Here is a 25,313-nt window from a genome sequence, read left to right on the forward strand (position 1 = left end):
CAACCCTTATCAAGCGGCGGCTCACGATGAATCATTCTCTCTTTGATAAACACGAAAAGACGCTCGACAGCGCACTGAACGCGATCAAGACACGCGGCTATTGGAGTCCCTTCGATGAGATGCCTAGCCCGCCCTATGGCGAAACCGCCAGAGCCGACGGCGAAGCGGCATTCAAGTCACAACTCGAGCGGCCCTTCGAACTCCATCAACCCGGCAGCAGCGGCACCGTCGGCGAGGAGCGTTCGCCATTCGGCTTCGCACTGAATATCGGCTATCCAAAAGTGGAACCGGATGCGTTGATCGCAGCGGCACAGAAAGCGCAGACACAATATCGTAAGGCCGGTCCGAAGGCGTGGGTCGGCGTCAGTCTGGAGATCGTCGCGCGACTGAATCAAGCGAGCTTCGAGATCGCGCACAGCGTCATGCATACCACCGGGCAGGCGTTCATGATAGCGTTCCAGGCCGGTGGCCCGCACGCGCAGGATCGCGCGCTCGAGGCGATCGTCTACGCGTGGGACGCGATGCGCGACATTCCCGAGACCGCGTACTGGGAAAAGCCACAAGGCAAGAATCCGCCGCTCGCCATGGAAAAGCGCTTCACCATCGTCCCGCGCGGCATCGGCCTCGTGATCGGCTGCTGCACGTTTCCCACCTGGAACAGCTATCCCGGGATGTTCGCGGATCTCGCAACCGGCAACGCCGTCATCGTCAAGCCACATCCGGCCGCGATTCTGCCGCTCGCGATCACCGTTCGCATTGCGCGACAAGTGCTGAAAGAGGCCGGCTTCGATCCGAACGTCGTGACCCTGCTTGCCACAGCCCCGAACGATGGCGCGCTTGTGCAGTCGCTGGCCACGCGTGACGAAATTCGCCTGATCGATTTCACCGGCTGCACCGCCAACGGCGACTGGCTCGAGACACATGCCCGCCAGGCACAGGTCTACACCGAGAAGGCGGGTGTCAACCAGATTGTAATCGATTCGGCGGATGAACTGAAACCGGTGGTCCGCAACATCGCGTTCTCGCTTGCGCTGTACTCCGGTCAGATGTGCACGGCGCCGCAGAATATCTACGTGCCGCGTGACGGCATCAAGACGGCTGCAGGCACGATCTCATTCGACGCCGTCGCCCAGTCCATCGCTGAAGCTGTGCAAAAGCTGACCGCCGATCCGGCCAAGGCAGTCGAACTGACGGGCGCGATCCAGAACAACGGCGTGCTGGATCGGATCGAGCAGGTCGCCACGCTCGGCACACCGCTCCTTGACAGCCAGAGCCTCGTGCATCCGGCGTTTCCGGACGCAAAGGTCAACACGCCCATTCTGCTGAAACTCGACGCCGACCGCGACGAAGCCACCTTCACGCAGGAATGGTTCGGCCCGATTGCGTTCGTGATCGCAACCGGCTCGACCGAGCATTCTCTTGAACTTGCCGGCCGCATCGCTCGCACGCGCGGTGCACTGACGCTGTCCGTCTACAGCACGGACGAGCAGGTGCTGGACGCGGCCGACGAGGCTGCGGCTTTTGGCGGTGTTGCGCTGTCGATCAATCTGACGGGCGGTGTCTTCGTGAATCAGTCGGCGGCGTTTTCTGACTTCCATGCCACAGGAGCAAATCCTGCAGCCAACGCGAGTCTTTCGGACGCCGCGTTCGTGGCCAACCGATTCCGCGTCGTGCAAAGCCGCCGCCATGTCCCGCAGCGCGAGCCGGCGTGAGCCGCGCGCAGGCCGGCGCGAACCCGACCCATCACCATCAAATCAATTCAGAGGCAATCAATGACTGAAGCTTTTATTTGCGACGCAATCCGCACGCCGTTCGGACGCTACGGCGGCGTTCTGAAGGACATTCGTGGCGACGATCTCGGCGCCGTTCCCATCCGCGCGTTGATGAGCCGCAACGCCTCGGTGGACTGGGGACAGGTAGCCGATGTCCTGTACGGCTGCGCCAATCAGGCGGGCGAAGACAACCGCAATGTCGCGCGCATGTCGGCGCTCCTCGCGGGCTTACCTATCGACGTGCCCGGTTCCACCATCAACCGTCTCTGCGGCTCGGGCATGGATGCGGTCGGCAACGCGGCGCGCGCCATCCGCGCCGGCGACGGCGATTTTTATGTCGCCGGCGGCGTGGAAAGCATGACGCGCGCGCCGTTCGTGATGGGCAAATCGGCTACGGCGTTTGGCCGCCAGGCTGAAATCTTCGACACGACCATCGGCTGGCGCTTCATCAACAAGAAGATGCGCGAGCAGTACGGGGTCGACTCGATGCCGGAGACGGCGGAAAACGTGGCGATGGACTTCGGGATTGAACGCGATGCGCAGGATCGATTCGCGCTGCGCAGCCAGCAACGCGCCGCTCGCGCGCAGGCGGACGGCACGCTAGCGCAGGAGATCACCGCCGTTCAGGTGCCACAAAAGAAGGGCGAGACGGTCGCCGTCGAACGCGACGAGCATCCGCGCGAAACCTCGCTCGAAACGCTGGCGAAACTCAAGGGCGTGGTACGTCCGGACGGATCGGTGACGGCAGGCAACGCTTCGGGCGTCAACGACGGCGCGTGCGCGTTGTTGATCGGCAGCGAAGAAGCAGCGCGCCGCAACGGGCTCACGCCGCGCGCCCGCATTCTCGGCATGGCGACCGCTGGCGTTGCGCCGCGCATCATGGGCATCGGACCGGCTCCGGCCACGCAAAAACTCCTCGCGCGCCTCGGCATGACGCTCGACCAGTTCGATGTAATCGAACTCAACGAGGCATTTGCTTCGCAAGGGATTGCGGTGCTGCGGCAACTTCGGTTGGCGGAAGACGATCCGCGCGTGAACCCCAACGGTGGCGCAATTGCGCTTGGGCATCCGCTCGGCGCGTCGGGCGCCCGGCTCGTCACCACCGCGATGTACGAACTCGAACGCCGCAATGGCCGGTTCGCGCTCTGCACGATGTGCATCGGCGTCGGACAGGGAATTGCCATCGTGATCGAGCGAGTCTGAGGGGAGCGAAAACATGAAAACCGCTCTGGATCAAGCGTGTGTGGTGGGCGTGATCGGCGCCGGCGCAATGGGGGCCGGCATCGCGCAGGTGGCGGCGACGGCAGGCCATCCGGTCGTGCTGTTCGATATCGACGCACAAGCCGTTGAGCGGGCGCTGACCGGCATCGCCGCCGCGCTCACGCGGCTGGCGGACAAAGGCCGTCTAAGCCCGGACGCGGCACAGGCCGCAATTGCGCGAATCCGCGCGGCCGTGGGTCTAGCCGATCTTCGCGACGCTGGCCTCGTGATCGAAGCCGTGGCCGAGCGGCTCGATATCAAGCAAAAGATTTTCGGCGATCTCGAAGGCATCGTGGGAGAGCAGTGCATTCTCGCCACCAACACCTCGTCCATTTCGGTCACCGCGATCGGCGCTTCGTTGCGCAATCCGGCGCGGCTGGTCGGCATGCACTTCTTTAACCCCGCCCCGTTGATGGCGCTGGTGGAAGTGGTCAGCGGACTGGCGACCTCGGAGGAGGCGGCGCAGCGCGCCCATCTGACGGCTGCAGCCTGGGGCAAGACGCCAGTTCATGCGAAGTCGACCCCAGGTTTCATTGTCAATCGCGTCGCGCGGCCGTTTTATGCGGAAGGCTTGCGTGTGCTGACCGAGCAGGCGGCCGATCCCGCTTCCATCGACACCGTGATGCGCGATGCGGGCCAGTTCCGCATGGGACCGTTCGAACTGATGGACCTGATCGGGCACGACGTCAACTTTGCTGTGACGGAGTCGGTGTTTCGCGCGTATTTCTACGATCGCCGCTTCACGCCGTCGCTGATTCAGCAGGAACTGGTCAGCGCGGGCTTCCTCGGTCGCAAGACTGGCCGTGGCTTCTACGACTATGCAGCGCAGGCGGCCAAGCCAGCCGCGACGATCGAGGCCCCGGCGAGCGCGCCCCGGAAAATCAGGCTCGGCAAGCCGGAGAAGCCGTTCATGCCGTTACAGGAGAGACTGTCGCGTTCGGGGCTGGACGTTTCGACGGACGCTGACGACGACGTCGCCGGTCTCGTGGCGAAAATTGACGATGCGGTGCTGCTCCTCACCGATGGCCGCACGGCGACGCGCCGCGCTTGCGACATCGGCCGTGACAATGTCGTGCTGGTCGATCTCGCGCTCGACTTCGCCACCACGAAGACGCTGGCGCTCACTCGCGCTCTGCAATGCAGCGACGCAGCGTATCTGGCGGTCGTGGGCGCGTTGCAGCGTAGCAGTTACGCGGTCGTGCCGGTTGCGGACACCGCGGGCATGGTGCTGATGCGCACGGTCGCAATGCTCGTCAACGAAGCCGCGGACGCCGTGAATCAGGGCGTCTGCACGGCTTCGGATCTCGATCTGGCAATGAAGAAAGGCGTCAACTATCCGCTCGGTCCGCTCGATTGGGCCGACAGCATGGGCGTCGAATTGTTTTACCGGGCGCTTGTGAACCTCGCGGGGCATTACGGCGAAGACCGTTACCGCGTATCGCCACTGCTCGCGGCGCATCACTGGGCCGGCAAGCCGCTGCGCGGCGCCGCCGTTCCTGCCATCGCCTAACCCTATTCAGTCACGTCATTCTCAGGAGACAACCGTGGTCCAGCCAATTCCTCAACGGGGCGAACTCGAGCCCATCGAACTAGCCAGCCGCGACGAGCTTCAGGCGCTCCAACTGGAACGGCTCAAATGGTCGCTCAGGCATGCCTATGAGAACGTGCCGCACTATCGTCGCTCCTTTGACGCAGCCGGAGTCCACCCCGACGATCTGCGCCACCTGTCCGACCTGGCGAAATTTCCGACCATGTCGAAGAAAGACCTGCGCGACAACTATCCGTTCGGACTTTTTGCGGTGCCGAAAGACCAGGTCGTCCGCGTCCACGCATCAAGCGGCACGACCGGAAAGCCGACGGTCGTGGGCTATACCGCGAACGACATCGACACCTGGGCCAACGTCACGGCCCGTTCGATCCGTGCGGCCGGCGGTCGGCGCGGCGACACGCTGCATAACGCTTTTGGCTACGGCCTGTTCACTGGCGGCCTCGGTATCCATTACGGTGCGGAGCGACTCGGCTGCATGGTCGTGCCAATGTCCGGCGGCCAGACTGAGAAGCAGGTTCAATTGATCCGCGATTTCGAGCCGTCGATCATTCTCGTCACGCCTTCTTACATGCTCAACCTGATCGACGAAATGTCACGGCAGGGCATGAATCCGGCGGAGTCGTCACTGAAGCTCGGCATCTTCGGCGCGGAGCCGTGGACGCAGGGAATGCGCAACGAGATCGAGACGCGCGCTGGCATCCAGGCCATTGACATCTACGGTCTCTCGGAAATAATGGGCCCGGGCGTGGCGTGCGAGTGTATCGAAAGCAAGGATGGGCCGGTGATCTGGGAAGATCACTTTTATCCCGAGATCATCGATCCGATAACCGGTGAAGTGCTGCCCGACGGCAGTCACGGTGAACTGGTGTTCACGTCGCTCTCGAAGGAAGCCGTGCCGATGATCCGTTACAGAACACGCGACCTGACTTCGCTGCAGCCGCCGACATCGCGCTCGATGCGCAGGCTCGCAAAGATCACGGGACGTTCGGACGACATGCTCATCATTCGCGGCGTCAATGTGTTTCCGAGCCAGATTGAGGAACTGATTCTCAGCATCTCCCGGCTTAGCGGGAACTACCAGTTGTGCATCACGCGCGACGGGCACATGGATTCGCTGTCCGTGTCGGTCGAGGCGCGGGCGGAGATTTGCGACTCGCTCGTCGATAGCGAGCGCGCCCAGCTTGCACGTGAGTTGCAGCATCGCGTGAAGACGATGGTGGGCGTATCCACGGCTGTGCGCGTGCTGAACGCCGGCGAGATAAAGACGACCGCCACCGGCAAGGCGCAACGCGTGCTCGACTTGCGGCACGTCAACGCATGAGGCCGAGGCCAGGCTCCGTTCGCGGAGCCTGGCTGCGCATTGAATGCAGCGGCACTTCGCTGCGATCTGTTCAGGTTCCACGATGCAGCGTATAAACGCGCGGGCCGCACGGGGTGAGGTCTCGTGGACACCGTCTTTCCTGTGAAGGAGGAGGCGCCATGATCGATACCGCGGTATGTGTCTTTCTAAATGATGGAAATATCGTGCCTCAACCGTCCCGCCTCTCACGGCACGCATGCGTATTGGCGTTTTTCTTGGCCTTTGCTGCGCTTGCGCTCCCGCTGCTACCCTCCACTGCGCATGCGACCAGCACGGCGACACACCAGGTCGTGATCAAGCGCGATGAATACGGCGTGCCGCAGATCTACGCGGACACCACGTACAAGCTCTTCTATGGCTACGGCTATGCGGTAGCGCAAGACCGCCTGTTCCAGATGGAGATGGCCAAACGCAGCACACAGGGCACGGTGGCCGGAGTGCTCGGCGAGAAATTCGAGAAGTTCGACGAGGCGACGCGCGGCAACTACTGGCCCGCGTCGATCGAACAGCAAATCGCTGCATTGCCGAAAAACGAGCGCGACATTCTCGACGGTTACGCGGATGGCATGAACGCCTGGATTGCGCAGGTGCGTGCCCACCCGGCCACGCTGATGCCCAGGCAGTTCAACGACTTCGGCTTCACGCCGTCGAACTGGAGCGCATTCGATGTGGCGATGGTATTCGTCGGCACAATGGCGAACCGCTTCTCCGACAGCACGAGCGAAGTGGACAACCTTGCGCTGCTCACGGCGTTGAAGGACAAGTACGGCGACGTACGCGGCATGGAACTGTTCAACCAGTTGAAATGGCTGGTGAATCCGGATGCACGCACGACCATCGCCCCCGACGAACGCACCTATCCGGTCAAGCTGGGCGCACAGGTGGGCAGCGGCACGCTCGCCTATACGCTGCCTCGCTACGATGGCCCGCCACCGATGGCCGAGCGCCTCGCGCGCGGTGCCGACGGCATGCTGCTCGCGCTCGATCCGGTTGCCAACCGCGACACGGTGCTGGCGCAGTATGCGGCGAGCGGCGCCAATGGTCTTGCCGGCTTTCCGACTACCAGCAACATGTGGATCATCGGCAAGCATCGTGCGCGCGGGGCGAAAGCGATCATGCTGAACGGCCCGCAGTTCGGCTGGTTCAACCCGGCATACACCTATGGCGTCGGGTTGCATGGCGCAGGCTTCAATATCGTGGGCAATACGCCGTTTGCGTATCCGTGCATGCTGTTCGGCCACAACGGCCGGATCTCGTGGGGCTCGACGGCCGGCTTCGGTGACGATATCGACAATTTCGCCGAGCGCATCGATCCTGCTCGCGCCGATTTCTACTGGCACAACGGCGCATGGGTGCAGATGGAAAAGCGCACGGAGATCATTCACGTGAAGGATGCCGCGCCCGTGACGCTCGACGTCTACCGCACCGTGCACGGCATTGTGATGCAGCGCGACGACGCCACGCATACCGCGTATGCAAAAGCGCGCGCCTGGGACGGACTCGAAGTCCAGTCGCTGCTCGCGTGGACCCATCAGGCACAGGCGCACGACTGGAAAAGCTGGACCGACCAGGCCGCGCGCCAGGCACTGACGATCAACTGGTACTACGCCGACCGTGACGGCAATATCGGCTACGCGCATACGGGCAAGTATCCGCGGCGTCGCGCGGGACACGATCCGCGCTTACCGGTGCCTGGAACCGGCGAATGGGACTGGCGCGGTCTGTTGCCGTTCTCGACCAATCCACAGATCTATAACCCGCGCAGCGGCTACATCGCGAACTGGAACAACTCGCCGGAGAAGGGCTATCCCGCATCGGACCTGTTCGCGTTCCTGTGGGGTCAGGCGGACCGCGTCGATGAAATCTCGCGGCGCATCGATGCGCACGCCACGCTGGATACCGACGACGTCTGGCAGATCCTCAAGGAAACGAGCCGCGCCGACCTGAACGTGCATCCGTTCCTGCCGTTCATCGAGCGCGCGACTGCAACGCTACCCAATGACGATCCGCGTCGCCGCCTGGCCGATTCGCTGGCGCACTGGGACGGCATCAACGACGATCCGAAAGACACTGGCAAATACGCGCAGCCCGGCTCGGCGATCATGAATGCGTGGCTCACGTCGATGCTCGGTCGAACCGTCGTGAAGGCCGTTCCCGCACCGTTTGACAAGTGGTACACGGCAAGCGGTTATGAGACAACCCAAGACGGCCCGACCGGCTCGGTGAACTTGAGTGCGGGCAGCAAGATCCTGTACGAGGCGTTGCTCGGACCGCGCTCCGGGGTGCCGCAACGCGTCGACCTTTTCAACGGCGCGCAACCTGACGACGTGATCCGCGCCGCGCTGGACGATGCATGGAAGTCGCTGTCCCAACGCTACGGCGACGACATCACTCAATGGAGAACGCCTGCTGTGACCCTGACGTTCCGCGCCAATAACTTCTTCGGCGTACCGCAGGCTGATGGGTCGGAGGCCATCCATGTTCCCGAATACCAGAATCGCGGAACGGAAAACGACCTGATTGTGTTCGGCAGCGAGGGAGCAGCAGGCAAGGTCCAGGCATCGGATGTGGTCGCGCCAGGCCAGAGCGGCTTCGTTGCACCGGACGGCACACGCTCGACGCACTACGCAGACCAACTCGAGCTGTACACGGGCTTTGGCCGTAAGGCGCTATGGCTCGACGACGCCGATGTGGTGCAGCACACGCGGCAAGTGGAGAGGCTTGACGTGGCCGAACCAAAATAGTGAGGCAGACTGAGGAAGTCTATAGTCACCCCGTCGCGACCGGCAAGCTGGCCACGACCTTCCGATGTACAAACGGCACGCGTTGGCTGAGGTATCTGTCGCGGCGGCATCCGGAGAATCGCGTCTTTCAGGGCTATTTTTATGTGTTCAATGCCCGCATATAGATTGGCCGAAAAAAACGATTGTCCAAATGCGGGCCGCGATTCCCCGTTGCGGAAGCATTCCCATGGCGAGAAGCAAGGGGACGGATGCTCGAACGGAAGGCGCCGTCGGCAGAATGGCTGTCGAAACCTGAGTCACCCCACACAGCGCTTCAAAATGAAGCTGGCGCGCCCGACAAATCGGCGGCCGCCGTCGCCTCGTCAAATGACGACTCGTCGCTCTTCAGCAGACGTTCGCCATGCGACTGCGAAGGACTAGCCCCCGAGAGTGTTTACCCTTCATGTCGAAAATCGAGAGTAGTTTGTCGCAGTCGATAATTTTCTGATTCATTGACCTTCTACTATTCGCTCACACTACTGGCGTTTTTCACCAAGGAGCGAGCGCATGAAACTGGAAAATCTGATTCGGATTGAGAATGGCGAGAAGGTGAAGCACACCTTCTCGGATGCGGAGTATGCGAGCCGCCAGGGCAAGCTGCACGCATTGATGTCCAACGAGAATATAGATGCCGTGCTGTTCACGTCGTATCACAACATCAACTATTACGGGGACTTCCTGTACTGCTCGTTCGGCCGCAAGTACGGGCTGGTCGTAACGCCGAACAAGGTGGTGTCGATCTCGGCAAATATCGATGGCGGCCAGCCGTGGCGTCGTACGGTCGGCGACTACAACGTGGTCTACACCGACTGGCAGCGCGATAACTTCTTCCGTGCCGTGCAGCAGGAAATCGACAACAAGGGCCGCGTCGGTATCGAGTTCGATCATGTCCCCGTGGATGTGCTGGAAAAGCTCAAAGCCGCGCTGCCCTCTGTCGAATTCGTCGATATCAGCGCGCAGACGATGCGCTTGCGCATGATCAAGTCCGCTGAAGAAATCGAGGTCATCAGGCATGGCGCCAATGTGTGCGACGTGGGGGGAGCGGCGCTCGCGGCGGCGGTACATGAAGGCGTGCGCGAACATGAAGTGGCACTGGCTTCGACCCAGGCGATGGTCCGTGAAATCGCCACGCGTTTCCCCGATTCAGAGCTGATGGACACGTGGACGTGGTTCCAGTCGGGGATCAACACGGACGGCGCCCACAATCCGGTGACCACGCGCAAGGTGCGGAAGGGCGACATCCTGAGCCTGAACTGCTTCTCGATGATCGCCGGTTACTACACGGCACTGGAGCGCACGATGTTCTTCGACCACTGCTCAGACGAGCACCTGCGTTTATGGAAGGTCAACGTCGAAGTGCATGAAGCTGGGCTGAAACTGATCAAGCCGGGCGCACGCTGCAGCGACATCGCCCACGAACTGAACAGGATTTACGCGGAGTACAACCTGCTGCAGTACCGCACGTTTGGCTACGGCCACTCGTTCGGTGTGCTCTCGCATTACTACGGCCGCGAAGCCGGGCTCGAACTGCGCGAAGACATCGACACGGTGCTTGAGCCGAACATGGTCATTTCGATGGAACCGATGATCATGCTGCCGCAAGGCCTGCCTGGCGCGGGCGGTTATCGCGAGCACGACATCCTGGTGGTGGGCGAGAAAGATGCCACCAACATCACCGGATTCAGGTACGGCCCGGAGCACAACATCATCAAGGCCTGACACTGACGCTTTCGGTTCAACCGGAAGACTACCTTAGCTCCGAACATTCTCGAAGCATAGGATTCGGTGACCCCGAGCGCTACGGCGGCACGGTCGCCGCCGTTCTCGTAATCGACGTCGTTTTGCCTGTGTTGCTGGAATGTCGAAAATGAGAAGCGATTTGTCGTGAATGGAAACATGTCCGCATTTTTAGGCTTCTACGATAGGTCTGATTGCGGCTGGTTCGCGTGGTATCGACATAAACAGAAACAACGGTAAGGAGGAGTATTTCCATGGAAAAAAGCGTGGTAATAGGCGAGCTGGCGTGGCCCGAATACGCGCGCCGGGTGAAAGGGCAAGCGCAGCCCGTCCTGATTCCGATTGGTGCGCTGGAGCAGCACGGCCCGCACATGTCGATGAACCCCGATGTGCTGCTGCCAAGTGCCATTGCGGTTGCAGTAGGGCGGCAAATCGAGGCGCTGGTGGCCCCCGCCATTGCGTATGGCTACAAATCCCAGCAGAAGAGTGGCGGCGGCAACCATCTGTGTGGCACAACCAGTCTGGATGGCCACACGCTGTCGTTGACGGTGAAAGACGTCCTCAAGGAGTTTGCCCGTCACGGCGCGCGGAAGGTCTGCCTTGTCAACGGACATTTCGAGAATTCCATGTTCGCCGTCGAAGGTGTCGATCTGGCGATTCGTGAGCTGCGCTGGGAAGGCATTCACGACTTTCAGGTTGTGATGCTGTCTTACTGGGATTTCGTTACGGAAGAAACGATCGCGCGGATCTATCCGGACGGTTTTCCAGGCTGGGCAGTGGAGCACGGCGGGGTGCTGGAGACCTCGTTGATGCTGCACCTGTATCCGCATCTGGTCGACATGTCGTGCGTACCCACGCATGGGGCGGCAAGCTTTGAGCCTTACGACATGTTTCCGCCAATTCCGGAGTGGACGCCATCTTCCGGCTGCCTGTCATCGGCTGCGGCCGCTTCGGCGGAAAAGGGTGCGTTGCTATTCGATGTCTGTGTAGAAGGCATTTCGCGTGCACTTCGCGAAGCCTACGATGCGCGCGCTAAAGCGTCGCGCGCCTGAACCATCCATCTGGGGAACACAATGGGATACTACGATAGCCGTAACCCGCACGCCGAGGTCGAAGCCGACAAGGCGTGGAGCATCGAACAGCACGCCATCGACCCGATTCCTTTAAAGGATCGGCATGGCACTCCGGCCGAGTTGTTCAAGATGTGGATTGGTGCGAACACCAATTACGTGGTGGTCGTGACTGGCGCGCTGGCGCTGTCTCAGGGATTGTCACTGTGGCAGGCGCTGGGGGCGATTCTCGTCGGTAACCTGCTCGGCTGCTTCGTGCTGGGCCTGACCACGATCATGGGGCCGCGTACGGGCACCTCCGGCATCATGACCTCGCGCAGTTCGTTCGGGCAGTTGGGTTCCTTCCTGCCGAAGGCGGTTAGCCTCGTTTCCGCGCTCAGCTGGTTTTCGATCAACTCAGTGGTAGCCACTCAGGCACTTGAGACGTTGCTGAAGATGGGTGGCTTTCAGAGCCACGGGGTGGTCTGGGTTTCGCTAGCCATCATTCTGGCTGCGGAAATACTGCTGGCGATCTTTGGACACGCGACCATCATCGCCGCGGAAAAATGGATTGCGGTCGTGCTGGCCGTTCTGTTCGGCGGGCTGACGGCATTCGTGTTGCCGCACACGAGTTTCGCGATGGCGTCGGCGATCAACCACGGCGGGGGGTCCATCAGTACATGGCTGATTGCGATGGGTATCATCTTTTCCTATCCGATTGGCTGGGCAAACTTCGCCTCCGACTACAGCCGCTATTTCCCTGCCGAAACCAGCTGGAAGAAGATCGTGCTGGCGGCCGGCGGCGGACAGTTCGTCGCGCTGATGTTCTGTGAGGTGATCGGCGTGCTGTTTGCAACCGCACTGGGTGGTTCGCTCGGCGACGACCCGGTCAGCCAGCTTGGCCGATTTTTGCCGACGTGGTTCATCGTGCCGCTGTTGTTTTCGATCATTCTCGGCGGTATTGCGGCGAATGTGCCCAACGGCTATACGGCTGGACTCGGTTTGCTTGCGTTGCGCATTCCAATCAACCGGATTACGTCGTTGACCATCATTGCGCTTTTCACGCTCTGTTTCCGTGTGGTGACGGTGTTCTACGGGAAATTCTTCGACATGTACCAGGTGTTCCTGAACTACATGGTCTTCTGGACTGCACCGTGGGCCGCTATCGTGATCGTCGACTACTTCATGCGCCGTGGCCGATATCAGGCGGATGCCTGGATGAAGTGGGGCAGCGGTGCGTACTGGTACGACGCAGGAGTCTTCTGGCCGGGTGTCATCGCGCTGTTGGTCGGCATCGTGGCGTCGCTCCTGTTCTCCAATTCACCGACCTATGTCAGCCCATTGATGCGCGACTACCTCGGCTGGGGCGATCTTAGCTTTGAGTTCGGTCTATTCTCAGCGGGCCTGACCTACTTCACGATGGCCCGGCGCAGCCCATACTTCCGAGCCACAGTGGACGCCGTCGCTCAAGTGGCGAGTTGAACTCGGCACGATCTTGTTTTCCTGGACCACCCGCGTCAAACCTCGACGGGATACCGTCGCCGTTGTGAAGCGCGGGTATTTTTTGACGCATCAGCTGATTTCGTCGACCACTGCAAATTCATTGAGGCAACATGTGTAAAAGGTCCCTACTCGCGGTCACGCTCTTTTGCGCCTTTACAGTTTCGGCGCACGCGCAAAGCAGCGTGGCCCTCTACGGTCTGATCGATACCGGCCTAATCTACACAAACAATCAACTCGGGCATAGCAACTGGCAGGAAGTAACCAGCTCGACGCAGAACACGGTGTTTGGCCTCAAAGGAACAGAAGATCTGGGCGGTGGCTTTCGCGCGCTGTTCAAACTTGAGCAATCCTTTCTTTTGAATAACGGCGCCCAGGCTTTTGCCGGTAGCGCGTTCGGTTCTCAGGCATGGGTCGGCCTGCAAAGCGATCCGTACGGCACCCTGACGTTTGGTCGCCAGTTTGACGTGGTGAACGACTTGGTCGGACCGCTCACGGCCGGATACAACACGTGGGGTGGCAGTATCGCCGCACATCCGTTTGAAAATGACAACCTCGCCGCCAACTCGGTCGTCATCAACAACTCGGTCAAATACGCGAGCCCGACGTACCGCGGCGTCATGTTCGAAACGATGTATTCGTTCAGCAACAAGGCAGGCGACTTCGCGAATAACCGCTCGTACGGTTTCGGCCTGTCGTATGCCCAAGGCCCGCTGAATCTCGCCGCCGGCTACCTGCAACTGAATAACGCAGGCAATGGCACCGGCGCGGTAACCACGGGCGATACGAGCGCGAACTTCGTCGCGGAACGCCAGCGTATCTGGTCGCTCGGCGGCAACTACACCTTCGGGGCGGCCACCGTCGGACTGGTCTGGAGCCATACGCAAATCGACAACGTGGCGGGCGTATTCTCTTTCGGCACGGGCAGCTATCTCGGCGCGAATGACAGCACTGCCGGCACCCTCGCCGGTTCGCTGCGCCTCGACAACTATGAAGTGAACGCGAAGTACGCTCTTATGGAGGCGTTGAGCGTATCGGGCGCGTACATCTATACGCATGGCGCCTACAACGGCTCTTCGCCCGGATGGAACACGGCCATGTTGCAGACCGACTACTCGATCAGCAAGCGCACAGACTTCTATCTCGAAGGTGTGTATCAGAACGTGCATGGCGCGCCAGCGGACTCCGTGCTGTCGCATGCGATGATCAACACGCTGTCGCCGTCCGCGACGAACACGCAAGTGGCGGGTACGGTAGGCATGCGTCACGCGTTCTGAGCGCCCGCTATTAAACGACCAGCGGCGACGTCTGCCTTGGCCTTGCCAGGCAGACGCCCATTTTGACCACGTCAAAGCCTCGGGCCGCCCTCGTTATTGCGCCGCTCGCGGATCGGCGGACTTCACTGGAAATGATTGCGTGCTGGAGGTAGGATGCCAGGAATCCGTCGACCGAAGCGTTTGTGGGCGAGGTAGCCTGCAGGCGAGCCGGGTCGTCGCTGACCAGAACCCGCCTATGCCAACTCGCCCTATCAAGCTCGAAGAGCGTCACGCTGACGGACTTCATGACCTCGGCGTCAGAAAATATGGATTTCTGCTGCTCGACAATTTCTCATTGATTGCGCTGGGTGCCGCGGTCGATCCCTTGCGGATCGCCAACATGATCGTCGGGCGCCGTGTCTACGACTATCAACTCATCAGCGCGAGAGGAGAGTGTGTTCAATCGAGCGACGGCATCCGCGTACTGCCTGACGCAACGATCCGGGACCCCGGCTCGTTCGACGCCGTATTCGTAGTCGGGCCCAATCCGATTCCACGCAAGGGGATCGGCGCAGTGCTGGATTGGCTACGACTGCATGCGCGCGGCGGCACCGCGCTGGGCGGTCTCGATACCGGCAGTTACTTTCTGGCCCGCGCCGGTTTGCTAAACGGCTATCGGTGCACGATTCACTGGGAAGATCAGGACGTGCTGATGGGCCAGTTCCCAAAGCTCATCGTCTCCAATCGCCTCTACGAAGTGGATCGGGATCGCTACACATGCAGTGGCGGTGTCGCGCCGCTGGACCTGATGGTGCATCTGCTTGGCATGCCACCCGGCAGCCGCTCGCTTGCCGCACGCGTGCTCGAATTGCTCGTTGCAGAACGACGCAGTCACGAGCAACAGCAGCGGACATCGCTTCGCCAATACATGGGCGCAGAACATACGAAACTCGACGAGGCTTTGCAGATCATGGAGAGCAATGTCGAGGAAGCGCTCTCGGTCGCGGAGGTAGCTTCGTATCTGGGCGTCTCACAGCGCCAGCTTGAGCGCTGGTTCAACGATCGGACAGGTAAGACGCCGGCTCAGGCCTATCTTGAGATTCGCCTGCTCCGCGCCCGCCAGTTGCTATACCGGACGGGCAAGCCGCTCGAAGAGGTCTGTTCACGAACAGGCTTCACATCGCTGACGCACTTCGCGACGCGTTACAAAGCACAGTTCAAGATTTCGCCCATGGCGGACCGTCGGCGATACCAGAACGCATTGTAAGGCAGCACCTGCCACACAGTTTCCTTGCTCCGGCCCACGCGCTCGATCGCTGCGTGCGGAGGCGCACGCTCGTTGAACAAGCCAATCCGACGGCAAAACGGGCTCACGGCGGTAAACCCTCAATGTCGAAATTGAGGATCGTCGTGTCGTTTTCGAAAACTTTCGAATCCACCAAACTTCTACTATTCGCTCACACCTACTGGCGTTTTCACCAAGGAGCGAGCGCATGAAACTGGAAAATCTGATTCGGATTGAGAACGGCGAAAAGGTGAAGCACACCTTCTCGGATGCGGAGTATGCGAGCCGCCAGGGCAAGCTGCGCGCATTGATATCCAACGAGAATATAGATGCCGTGCTGTTCACGTCGTATCACAACATCAACTATTACGGGGACTTCCTGTACTGCTCGTTCGGCCGCAAGTACGGGCTGGTCGTAACGCCGAACAAGGTGGTGTCGATCTCGGCAAATATCGATGGCGGCCAGCCGTGGCGTCGTACGGTCGGCGACTACAACGTGGTCTACACCGACTGGCAGCGCGATAACTTCTTCCGTGCCGTGCAGCAGGAAATCGACAACAAGGGCCGCGTCGGTATCGAGTTCGATCATGTCCCCGTGGATGTGCTGGAAAAGCTCAAAGCCGCGCTGCCCTCTGTCGAATTCGTCGATATCAGCGCGCAGACGATGCGCTTGCGCATGATCAAGTCCGCTGAAGAAATCGAGGTCATCAGGCATGGCGCCAATGTGTGCGACGTGGGCGGCGCTGCGCTTGCCGCCGCTGTTCATGAAGGTGTGCCCGAACACGAAGTCGCGCTCGCGTCGACCCAGGCGATGGTCCGTGAAATCGCCACGCGTTTCCCCGATTCAGAGCTGATGGACACGTGGACGTGGTTCCAGTCGGGGATCAACACGGACGGTGCCCACAATCCGGTGACCACACGCAAGGTGCGGAAGGGCGACATCCTGAGCCTGAACTGCTTCTCGATGATCGCCGGTTACTACACGGCACTGGAGCGCACGATGTTCTTCGACCACTGCTCAGACGAGCACCTGCGTTTATGGAAGGTCAACGTCGAAGTGCATGAAGCTGGGCTGAAACTGATCAAGCCGGGCGCACGCTGCAGCGACATCGCCCACGAACTGAACAGGATTTACGCGGAGTACAACCTGCTGCAGTACCGCACGTTTGGCTACGGCCACTCGTTCGGTGTGCTCTCGCATTACTACGGCCGCGAAGCCGGGCTCGAACTGCGGGAAGACATCGACACGGTGCTTGAGCCGAACATGGTCATTTCGATGGAACCGATGATCATGCTGCCGCAAGGCCTGCCTGGCGCGGGCGGTTATCGCGAGCACGACATCCTGGTGGTGGGCGAGAAAGATGCCACCAACATCACCGGATTCAGGTACGGCCCGGAGCACAACATCATCAAGGCCTGAATCTAAGCCTGTTCCGGTCTCATTCGAATCACCCTGCGGCTACGGCCGCAGGCACCCCAGGATGTTGCAGGAGACGTTTCAATGTTTTCAAAGGAACAAACCATTGCCGGGTTCGATCCGGAACTGGCCGACGCGATGCGCCTCGAGCGCCAGCGTCAGGAAGATCACATCGAGCTGATCGCATCAGAAAACTACACCAGCCCGCGGGTGCTCGAAGCGCAAGGATCGGTGCTCACCAACAAATACGCCGAAGGTTATCCAGGCAAGCGTTACTACGGTGGCTGCGAACATGTCGACGTAGTGGAGTCACTGGCGATCGCGCGTGCGAAGCAGCTCTTTGGCGCAGATTATGCGAACGTCCAGCCGCATAGTGGCTCGCAGGCGAACGCCGCGGTCTATCTGGCATTGCTGAGCCCGGGCGACACGATTCTCGGCATGAGCCTCGCGCACGGCGGCCATCTTACGCATGGCGCGAAGGTGTCGTTTTCCGGCAAGCTCTATAACGCGGTTCAGTATGGCGTCGATACACACACTGGTCTGATCGATTACGAAGAAGTCGAGCGCCTCGCCGTCGAACACACGCCCAAAATGATCGTGGCGGGCTTCTCCGCCTACTCGCGCGTGCTGGACTTTGCACGCTTCCGTCAGATCGCGGACCGCGTCGGCGCCTTACTCTTCGTCGACATGGCACACGTGGCAGGACTCGTGGCGGCAGGACTGTATCCGAATCCTGTGCCGTTTGCGGACATCGTCACGACGACTACCCACAAGACGCTGCGCGGCCCTCGCGGTGGGCTGATTCTGGCCAAAGCCAACGCCGGGATCGAAAAGAAGCTCAATTCGATGGTCTTTCCGGGCACCCAAGGCGGCCCGCTGATGCACGTGATCGCGGCGAAAGCCGTCGCGTTCAGGGAAGCGCTCGGCTCCGACTTTGTCGAGTACCAGAAACAGACGCTGGAGAATGCGCGCGCGATGGTTTCGGTATTCGTCGAGCGCGGCTATGACGTGGTGTCCGGCGGCACGGACGATCACCTGTTTCTTGTCGACCTGGTCGCGAAGGGGATCACTGGCAAGGACGCGGACGCAGCACTGGGTCGTGCGCACATCACGGTGAACAAGAATGCAGTGCCGAATGATCCGCAATCACCGTTCGTGACCAGCGGGATCCGCATCGGCACACCTGCCATTACGACACGCGGATTCAGGGAAGCCGATGTCGTGCTGACTGCCGCGCTCATCTGCGACGTGCTGGACAACCTGGGCGATGCCCAGGTCGAGGAGCGCGTGCGCGAACAGGTGGCGAAGTTGTGTGCGCGCCTGCCGGTATACGCTGGACTTTAACGGGAAAGCCATGAACGTCAGCACCTTCGATCTTTTCAAGATCGGCATTGGGCCCTCGAGTTCTCACACCGTCGGGCCGATGATCGCGGCTTGCCGGTTCGCTACCCGCATGCGCAACGCCGGAAAGCTCGGTGAGGTGAGCGCGATCCGGGCGGACCTGTACGGCTCACTCGGCGCCACCGGAAAGGGACATGGTACGGACAAGGCTGTACTACTTGGGCTCGAAGGGAATCTTCCCGATGCGATCGATCCCGACTACGTGGAAACCCGGCTGGCTCATATTCGCTCAACGAAGTCGATCGAAGTCGCTGGAGTCCAGCAGATTGCCTTCGACGAGAAGACGCAGATGGTGTTCCTGCGCCGCGAGGTGCTGCCGTTCCACTCCAATGGGATGCGGTTTACCGCGTTCGACGCAAACGGCAAGGTGGTCGGCGAGCAGGCCTACTATTCGGTTGGGGGCGGCTTTGTTGTTGACGATGCAGGGGAACGCCTCAACGGCCAGGAAGGTGCCACGCGGGTTCCTTATCCGTTCAGGACAGGTGTCGACCTGTTGCGCATGTGCGGCGAGAGCGGCCTGTCTATCGCAGGGTTGATGCTCGCCAACGAAGCAACCTGGCGCACGCCCGAAGCCGTGCGGCTAGGGTTGCTGAAGATCAGGGACGTGATGTCGGCGGCGATCGCACGCGGCTGTTCGATCGAAGGGCACCTGCCGGGGCCCATGAAGGTCAGGCGACGCGCGGCCGAACTCTTTCAACAGTTGAAAGCCCAGTCGGAAGAAAGCCTGCGCGATCCGCTGTCGATGATCGACTGGATCAATCTGTATGCGATGGCGGTGAACGAGGAGAACGCCGCGGGCGGGCGCATCGTGACCGCGCCCACCAACGGCGCCGCGGGGATCATCCCGGCGGTATTGCAGTACTACATGAAGTTCGTCTCAGGTTCGAGCGACGACGGCGTTGTGAGCTTCCTGCTGACGGCTGCTGCCATCGGACTGCTCTACAAGGAGAATGCCTCGATCTCCGGCGCGGAAGTCGGTTGCCAGGGCGAAGTCGGCGTCGCATGTTCGATGGCGGCCGCCGCACTCGCGGCGGTCATGGGTGGCTCACCGGAACAGGTAGAAAACGCCGCTGAAATTGGCATGGAGCACAACCTGGGCATGACCTGCGATCCGGTAGGCGGTCTCGTCCAGATTCCGTGCATCGAGCGCAATGCTATGGGGGCGGTGAAAGCGGTCAACGCCGCCCGCATGGCACTGCGCGGCAATGGCAAACACTACGTATCGCTGGATAAGGTCATCAAGACGATGCGCGAGACAGGCGCCGATATGAAGACCAAGTACAAGGAAACCTCGCGCGGGGGCCTTGCGGTCAACGTGATTGAGTGTTGAGGAGACAGATGATGAGCCGGTATTCGATATTCAGTTTGTTGCGCAACGGGTTGTCGTATCACGAGAACTGGGAGCGCGCATGGAAGAGCCCTGAACCGAAGAAGGAATACGACGTGGTGATCGTCGGCGGCGGCGGTCACGGTCTTGCCACGGCGTACTACCTCGCGAAGGAACTCGGCGTGCGTAACATTGCGGTCCTTGAGAAGGGCTGGATCGGCGGAGGCAATACCGCGCGCAACACAACGATCGTGCGCTCGAACTATCTGTGGGACGAGTCGGCCGCGCTGTACGAAAAAGCTCTCCAGTTGTGGGAGGGGCTCTCGCAGGACATCAACTACAACGTGATGTTCAGTCAGCGCGGCGTGATGAATCTCGCGCACACGCTGCAGGATGTGCGCGACACCGAACGTCGCGTCAATGCGAACCGGCTCAATGGCGTCGATGCTGAATTCCTCACCCCCGAGCAGATCAAGGAGATCGTGCCGGTGATCAACCTGCATAGCCGCTATCCGGTGCTGGGCGCCTCATTCCAGCGCCGCGCCGGGGTGGCCCGGCACGATGCGGTCGCATGGGGCTATGCGCGCGGCGCGGACCAGCATGGTGTCGATATTCTGCAGAACTGTGGCGTGACCGGCATTCGCCGCGCCAATGGCGCAGTGGTCGGGGTCGATACCGTCAAAGGCTTCATCAAGGCGAAGAAGGTCGCGGTGGTCGCAGCAGGTAACAGCAGCGTCCTCGCGGAGATGGCGGGGATCCGCCTGCCGCTTGAAAGCCATCCATTGCAGGCGCTCGTCTCGGAGCCGATCAAGCCGATTGTCAATACGGTGATCATGTCCAACGCGGTGCACGCGTACATCAGTCAGTCCGACAAGGGCGATCTGGTGATCGGGGCTGGTGTCGACCAATACACCGGATATGGCCAGCGCGGTAGTTTCCACACCATCGAAGGCACGCTCCAGGCGATTGTCGAAATGTTCCCGGTGTTCTCGCGCGTGCGGATGAACCGGCAGTGGGGCGGGATCGTCGATGTGTCGCCGGATGCGTGTCCGATCGTCAGCAAGACAGACGTGAAAGGACTGTACTTCAACTGCGGCTGGGGCACGGGGGGCTTCAAGGCCACACCGGGTTCCGGGTGGGCCTTCGCTCACACCATTGCCAACGACACACCGCATCCGCTGAATGCGCCGTTCTCGCTGGACCGGTTCTACACCGGCCATCTGATCGACGAACACGGCGCGGCAGCGGTCGCGCACTAACCAGGGAGAGATCCATGTTGCTCATTCAATGCCCCTGGTGCGGGCCGCGTGCCGAGTCCGAATTCTCGTACGGCGGCGAAGCCGAGATCGTGCGTCCACTCGACACCGAGAAGCTTACCGACAGGGAATGGGGCGAGTACCTGTTCATGCGCAAGAACACGCGTGGCTTGCACCGTGAACAGTGGAACCACGCGCAGGGATGCCGCCGCTGGTTCAACGCCGAGCGCGATACGGTGACGTACGCGTTCAGGTCGGTCAGCAAGATCGGCGTTCCGGAAGAAGGAGAATCAGCATGACCCAGCAGAACCGTTTGCCATCGGGCGGGCGCATCAATCGCGCGATCCCGCTGACGTTCACGTTTAACGGCCGCACGTACCAGGGCTTTCAGGGCGACACGCTGGTGTCGGCGCTGCTTGCCAATGATGTGCATTTCGTTGCGCGCAGCTTCAAGTACCACCGGCCGCGCGGCATCGTGACCGCGGGCGTCGAGGAACCGAATGCGCTGGTCCAGCTGGAGCGCGGCGCCCACACGATCCCGAACGCGCGCGCTACCGAGGTCGAGCTCTATCAGGGGCTCGACGCGACAAGCGTGAACGCGGAGCCGAGCCTCGAACACGATCGCATGGCGATCAACCAGAAGTTCGCCCGGTTCATGCCGGCCGGCTTCTATTACAAGACCTTCATGTGGCCGCGCAGCTTCTGGCCGAAGTACGAGCAACGCATTCGCCACGCCGCGGGTCTGGGCAAGTCGCCGGAGGTGAACGACCCGGGCCGCTACGACAAGCGCTTTGGGCATTGTGACGTGTTGATCGTCGGTGCGGGTCCAGCGGGACTGGCTGCGGCACGAACGGCGGGCGCGAGTGGCGCGCGGGTAATTCTGGTTGACGACCAGCCCGAACTGGGCGGAAGTTTGCTGTCGGGCACAGAAAAGATTGACGGCAAGCCGGCGGGCGACTGGGTACGCGCGATCGAGGCCGAGCTTTCGGCTATGCCAGATGTGACCGTCCTTAGCCGTAGTACTGCTTTTGGCTATCAGGACCATAACCTCGTCACGGTCACGCAACGTCTGACCGACCATTTGCCCGTTTCAACGCGAAGCGGCACGCGTGAACGGCTCTGGAAGATCCGCGCGAAGAAGGTGATTCTCGCAACGGGCGCGCATGAGCGGCCGCTGGTCTTTGGCAACAACGACCTGCCCGGCATCATGCTGGCGTCGGCGATCTCGACGTACCTCAACCGTTACGGCGTTTTGCCAGGCCGGCGTGCGGTGATCTTCACAAACAACGACGAAGGGTATCGCGCCGCACTCGATCTCAAGATACACGGGGCAGACGTGACGGTTGTCGATCCTCGCGGCGCCAGCGCGGGTGCGCTGCCGCAACAGGCAGCGCGCAGCGGGGTCGCCATCGTCAACAACGCCGTTGTGATCGACGCAGGCGGCAAGGAACGTGTGCGCAACGTCACTGTTGCCCGCTATGCACAGGGACGCGTGGGGCAGCGCATTGCGACGCTCGGCTGTGACCTGGTGGGCATGTCGGGTGGCTGGAATCCCGTGTTGCACCTCTTTGCGCAGTCGGGCGGCAAGGCACTCTGGAACGACGACAAGGCGTGCTTCATTCCGGGCGCGGGGGTCCAGGAAGAATGCAGCATCGGTGCCGCGCGCGGTGCGTTCCAGCTGCCGGAGACGCTCGATGATGGCGTCAAGGCTGGTCGACGGGCTGCCCAGTTCGCGGGCTTACCAGATCCTGCCGTGCAGCAGTGGCAGGCGAAGGTCTCGAATGAACAACCGCTGTTGCCGCTCTGGCTGGTTGCGAACTTGGATAAAGCATCGCGCGGCCCCAAGCGGTTCGTTGATTTCCAGAACGACGTGTCGGCGTCTGACATTCTGCTCGCTGCACGCGAGGGCTATCACTCCGTCGAGCACGTCAAGCGCTACACGGCGATGGGTTTCGGCACTGATCAGGGCAAGCTTGGCAACATCAACGGGATGGCGATCCTCGCCCAGGCACTGGCCAAGACGATTCCCGAGACCGGCACAACGACGTTCCGGCCGAACTACACACCGGTGACGTTCGGCACGATCGCCGGGCGTGAACTCGGTGACTTTCTCGATCCGGTCCGCAAGACCTGCATCCATCCGTGGCACGAGGCGCATGGCGCGGCGTTCGAGGACGTCGGCAACTGGAAGCGCCCGTGGTACTACCCGAAAAACGGCGAGGATCTGCACGCGGCGGTGGCGCGCGAGTGCCTCGCGGTACGCAACAGCGTAGGCATTCTGGATGCGTCGACGCTCGGCAAGATCGACATTCAGGGCCGGGATGCAGCGACGCTGCTCAACTGGCTGTACACGAACCCTTGGAGCAAGCTGGAAGTCGGCAAATGCCGCTATGGACTGATGCTCGACGAGAACGGCATGGTCTTCGATGATGGTGTGACGGTGCGCCTTGGCGAACAGCACTACATGATGACCACGACCACGGGTGGCGCCGCGCGCGTGCTGAACTGGATGGAGCGCTGGCTGCAGACGGAATGGCCGAATCTGAACGTGCACCTGAGCTCCGTGACAGATCACTGGGCGACCTTCGCGGTGGTCGGGCCGAACAGCCGCAAGGTGTTGCAGAAGGTGTGTAAGGACATCGACTTCGCGAACGCGGCATTCCCGTTCATGACGTATCGCAACGGGACGGTATCCGGCGTGGCTTCACGTGTCATGCGAATCAGCTTCTCGGGCGAGCTGGCGTACGAAGTCAACGTGCCGGCGAACTTTGGGCGCGGCGTATGGGAAGCGTTGATGAGCGCTGGGCGTGAGTTTGAAATCACACCCTATGGCACGGAAACGATGCACGTGCTGCGTGCGGAGAAGGGCTACATCATCGTCGGTCAGGATACCGATGGGTCGATCACACCGTTCGACCTTGGCATGGGTGGCATGGTCGCGAAGAAGGACTGCCTCGGCAAGCGCTCGCTGTCGCGCTCGGATACACAGAGTGCGGGACGCAAGCAACTCGTTGGGCTGAAACCGGTGGACCCCCGCGTCACGCTGACCGAAGGCGCGCAGATCGTAACCACACCTGCGACACAGGGCATCACGCCAATGCTCGGCCATGTAACGTCGAGCTATATGAGTCCGATCATGAAGCGGTCGATTGCACTGGCGGTCGTCAAAGGCGGCCTCGAAAGGATGGGGCAACGCGTCTTTGTGTCGATGTCCGCCACACGCTGTGTCGAGGCGGAGGTGTGCAGTCCTGTTTTTTACGATCCGGAAGGGGTACGTCAGCATGTTGAATGATCTGGTTCAGGAGTCGCCGCTCGTCGGTATTGAAGCGCGGATTGCCGCTGCATCCGGCGGCATATCACGACGCTTTCGGTTCACCGAGCGGCCGTTCGTGACGCTTCTCACATTGCGCGGCAACGGTATCGCGTTTGATGTGGCCGTGCAGCGCGTGCTGGGCGTCCCATTGCCGAAGCAATCCGGTGGTCGCGTAACGGCAGGTGAACGCGCAGTGTGGTGGATGGGGCCGGACGAGTGGCTGATCCAGTCTACCCAGGATATGGCCGTTGAACTCGAACGCGCCTTGCGCGAAGCGCTTGATGGACAACACTACGCGGTCGTCGACGTCAGTAGCGGTTACACCGTAATCGACATTTCGGGGAGCCATGTGCGAGAGGTGCTGGCAGGCGGCTGCCCGCTCGACCTGCATCGACGCGTGTTCGCAGACGGGCAATGCGCCAGTTCGCACTTCTTCAAGGCAGGCATCACGCTGTGCCGTGACGGGGATGACCGGTTCCAGATCATCGTGCGGCGCAGCTTTGCCGAATACTGCTGCCTGATGCTGCTCGATGCGGCGCAGCCGTATCTTGCATAACAGGCGCGGCGGTTGTCCCACGGCATACAGAGGAGATTGTTCGATGAAACATCCGGATGCAGGACTGACCGTCGAATGGGAGATCGTGATCGACCAGTTGCGGGCACAGACGCGAATCGGGATCCACAATCATGAACGCGTAGCCCAGCCGGTGGTGATTGATGCGGTACTGCATTGTCGAAGTCAGGCGCTCCCGGAGGAGATCGGTGAGTGCCTCGACTACGACGCGTTCTGCCGGATGCTGTGCGCTTACCTTGACGCGCAGACACACACGGACCTGGTCGAGCAACTCGCCGCAGATCTGCTGGCGTTGGCGTTCGACCGCTTCGAGATGCTCGAGGACGCCATGCTCACGCTCTACAAGCCGCACGCAGTGCGCTCGGCGGCGCAGGTGGGCGTGCGCCTGCGCTGGAGTCGTCACGACTTTCTGCGCCGGCGTGCCCACCTGGCTGCCGCACACCTCGCCGAGACCACGCACGCCTGACATATGCC

The 25,313-nt window shown here is 61.2% G+C and carries 18 protein-coding genes; all 18 read left to right on the forward strand.

Going from position 1 to position 25,313, the window contains the following annotated elements; translation table 11 throughout:
* Positions 1-26: 26 nt before the first annotated feature.
* The 18 genes from paaN (at position 27) to OKW43_RS37260 (ending at position 25,305) form a co-directional block, all read left to right on the forward strand.
* The gene (gene paaN / locus OKW43_RS37175; protein WP_429453546.1) at positions 27-1,712 is read left to right on the forward strand and encodes a phenylacetic acid degradation protein PaaN; all 1,686 of its coding nucleotides are present in this window, start codon (positions 27-29) and stop codon (positions 1,710-1,712) included.
* 60 nt (positions 1,713-1,772) lie between these two features.
* Positions 1,773-2,975, forward strand: coding sequence for a 3-oxoadipyl-CoA thiolase (gene pcaF / locus OKW43_RS37180; RefSeq protein ID WP_187637116.1), 1,203 nt, complete (start codon positions 1,773-1,775; stop codon positions 2,973-2,975).
* A 13-nt stretch (positions 2,976-2,988) separates the two neighbouring features.
* Complete coding sequence (locus OKW43_RS37185) at positions 2,989-4,542, forward strand: 3-hydroxyacyl-CoA dehydrogenase (RefSeq protein WP_187637117.1); 1,554 nt, start codon at positions 2,989-2,991, stop codon at positions 4,540-4,542.
* A 34-nt stretch (positions 4,543-4,576) separates the two neighbouring features.
* Positions 4,577-5,902 (forward strand): phenylacetate--CoA ligase PaaK, encoded by a 1,326-nt coding sequence (gene paaK / locus OKW43_RS37190; protein ID WP_187637118.1) that lies wholly within the window; start codon positions 4,577-4,579, stop codon positions 5,900-5,902.
* Positions 5,903-6,156: 254 nt separating this feature from the next.
* A complete protein-coding gene (locus OKW43_RS37195) occupies positions 6,157-8,685 on the forward strand; it encodes a penicillin acylase family protein (RefSeq protein WP_429453549.1) in 2,529 nt (842 codons plus the stop codon).
* Between the two features lie 546 nt (positions 8,686-9,231).
* Positions 9,232-10,443, forward strand: coding sequence for a M24 family metallopeptidase (locus OKW43_RS37200; RefSeq protein WP_429453551.1), 1,212 nt, complete (start codon positions 9,232-9,234; stop codon positions 10,441-10,443).
* A gap of 272 nt (positions 10,444-10,715) precedes the next feature.
* The gene (locus tag OKW43_RS37205; protein WP_429453553.1) at positions 10,716-11,513 is read left to right on the forward strand and encodes a creatininase; all 798 of its coding nucleotides are present in this window, start codon (positions 10,716-10,718) and stop codon (positions 11,511-11,513) included.
* A 21-nt stretch (positions 11,514-11,534) separates the two neighbouring features.
* Entirely contained in the window at positions 11,535-12,992 is a 1,458-nt protein-coding gene (locus OKW43_RS37210) for a purine-cytosine permease family protein (RefSeq protein ID WP_429453555.1), read from the forward strand.
* A 131-nt stretch (positions 12,993-13,123) separates the two neighbouring features.
* Positions 13,124-14,287, forward strand: a complete 1,164-nt coding sequence (locus OKW43_RS37215) for a porin (protein WP_429453557.1) — start codon at positions 13,124-13,126, stop codon at positions 14,285-14,287.
* A gap of 235 nt (positions 14,288-14,522) precedes the next feature.
* A complete protein-coding gene (locus OKW43_RS37220) occupies positions 14,523-15,533 on the forward strand; it encodes a GlxA family transcriptional regulator (protein ID WP_429453559.1) in 1,011 nt (336 codons plus the stop codon).
* A gap of 226 nt (positions 15,534-15,759) precedes the next feature.
* Positions 15,760-16,971: a M24 family metallopeptidase gene (locus OKW43_RS37225; protein WP_429453561.1), complete on the forward strand. Its 1,212-nt coding sequence runs from the start codon at positions 15,760-15,762 to the stop codon at positions 16,969-16,971.
* 81 nt (positions 16,972-17,052) lie between these two features.
* A complete protein-coding gene (gene glyA / locus OKW43_RS37230) occupies positions 17,053-18,312 on the forward strand; it encodes a serine hydroxymethyltransferase (protein ID WP_429453563.1) in 1,260 nt (419 codons plus the stop codon).
* A 10-nt stretch (positions 18,313-18,322) separates the two neighbouring features.
* Positions 18,323-19,699 (forward strand): L-serine ammonia-lyase, encoded by a 1,377-nt coding sequence (locus OKW43_RS37235; protein WP_187637127.1) that lies wholly within the window; start codon positions 18,323-18,325, stop codon positions 19,697-19,699.
* A gap of 11 nt (positions 19,700-19,710) precedes the next feature.
* On the forward strand, positions 19,711-20,955 hold the full coding sequence (locus OKW43_RS37240) for a sarcosine oxidase subunit beta family protein (RefSeq protein ID WP_187637128.1): 1,245 nt from the start codon (positions 19,711-19,713) through the stop codon (positions 20,953-20,955).
* 14 nt (positions 20,956-20,969) lie between these two features.
* Positions 20,970-21,251, forward strand: a complete 282-nt coding sequence (locus OKW43_RS37245) for a sarcosine oxidase subunit delta (protein ID WP_187637129.1) — start codon at positions 20,970-20,972, stop codon at positions 21,249-21,251.
* Positions 21,248-24,244: a sarcosine oxidase subunit alpha family protein gene (locus OKW43_RS37250; RefSeq protein WP_429453566.1), complete on the forward strand. Its 2,997-nt coding sequence runs from the start codon at positions 21,248-21,250 to the stop codon at positions 24,242-24,244. Before OKW43_RS37245 ends, OKW43_RS37250 begins: the two co-directional genes overlap by 4 nt.
* Positions 24,234-24,821, forward strand: coding sequence for a sarcosine oxidase subunit gamma (locus OKW43_RS37255; protein ID WP_429453568.1), 588 nt, complete (start codon positions 24,234-24,236; stop codon positions 24,819-24,821). Before OKW43_RS37250 ends, OKW43_RS37255 begins: the two co-directional genes overlap by 11 nt.
* Positions 24,822-24,864: 43 nt before the next feature.
* On the forward strand, positions 24,865-25,305 hold the full coding sequence (locus OKW43_RS37260; protein ID WP_429453570.1) for a dihydroneopterin aldolase: 441 nt from the start codon (positions 24,865-24,867) through the stop codon (positions 25,303-25,305).
* Positions 25,306-25,313: the final 8 nt, after the last annotated feature.

The sequence above is a fragment of the Paraburkholderia sp. WC7.3g genome, assembly GCF_050436345.1.
Classification (GTDB): Bacteria; Pseudomonadota; Gammaproteobacteria; order Burkholderiales; family Burkholderiaceae; genus Paraburkholderia; species Paraburkholderia podalyriae.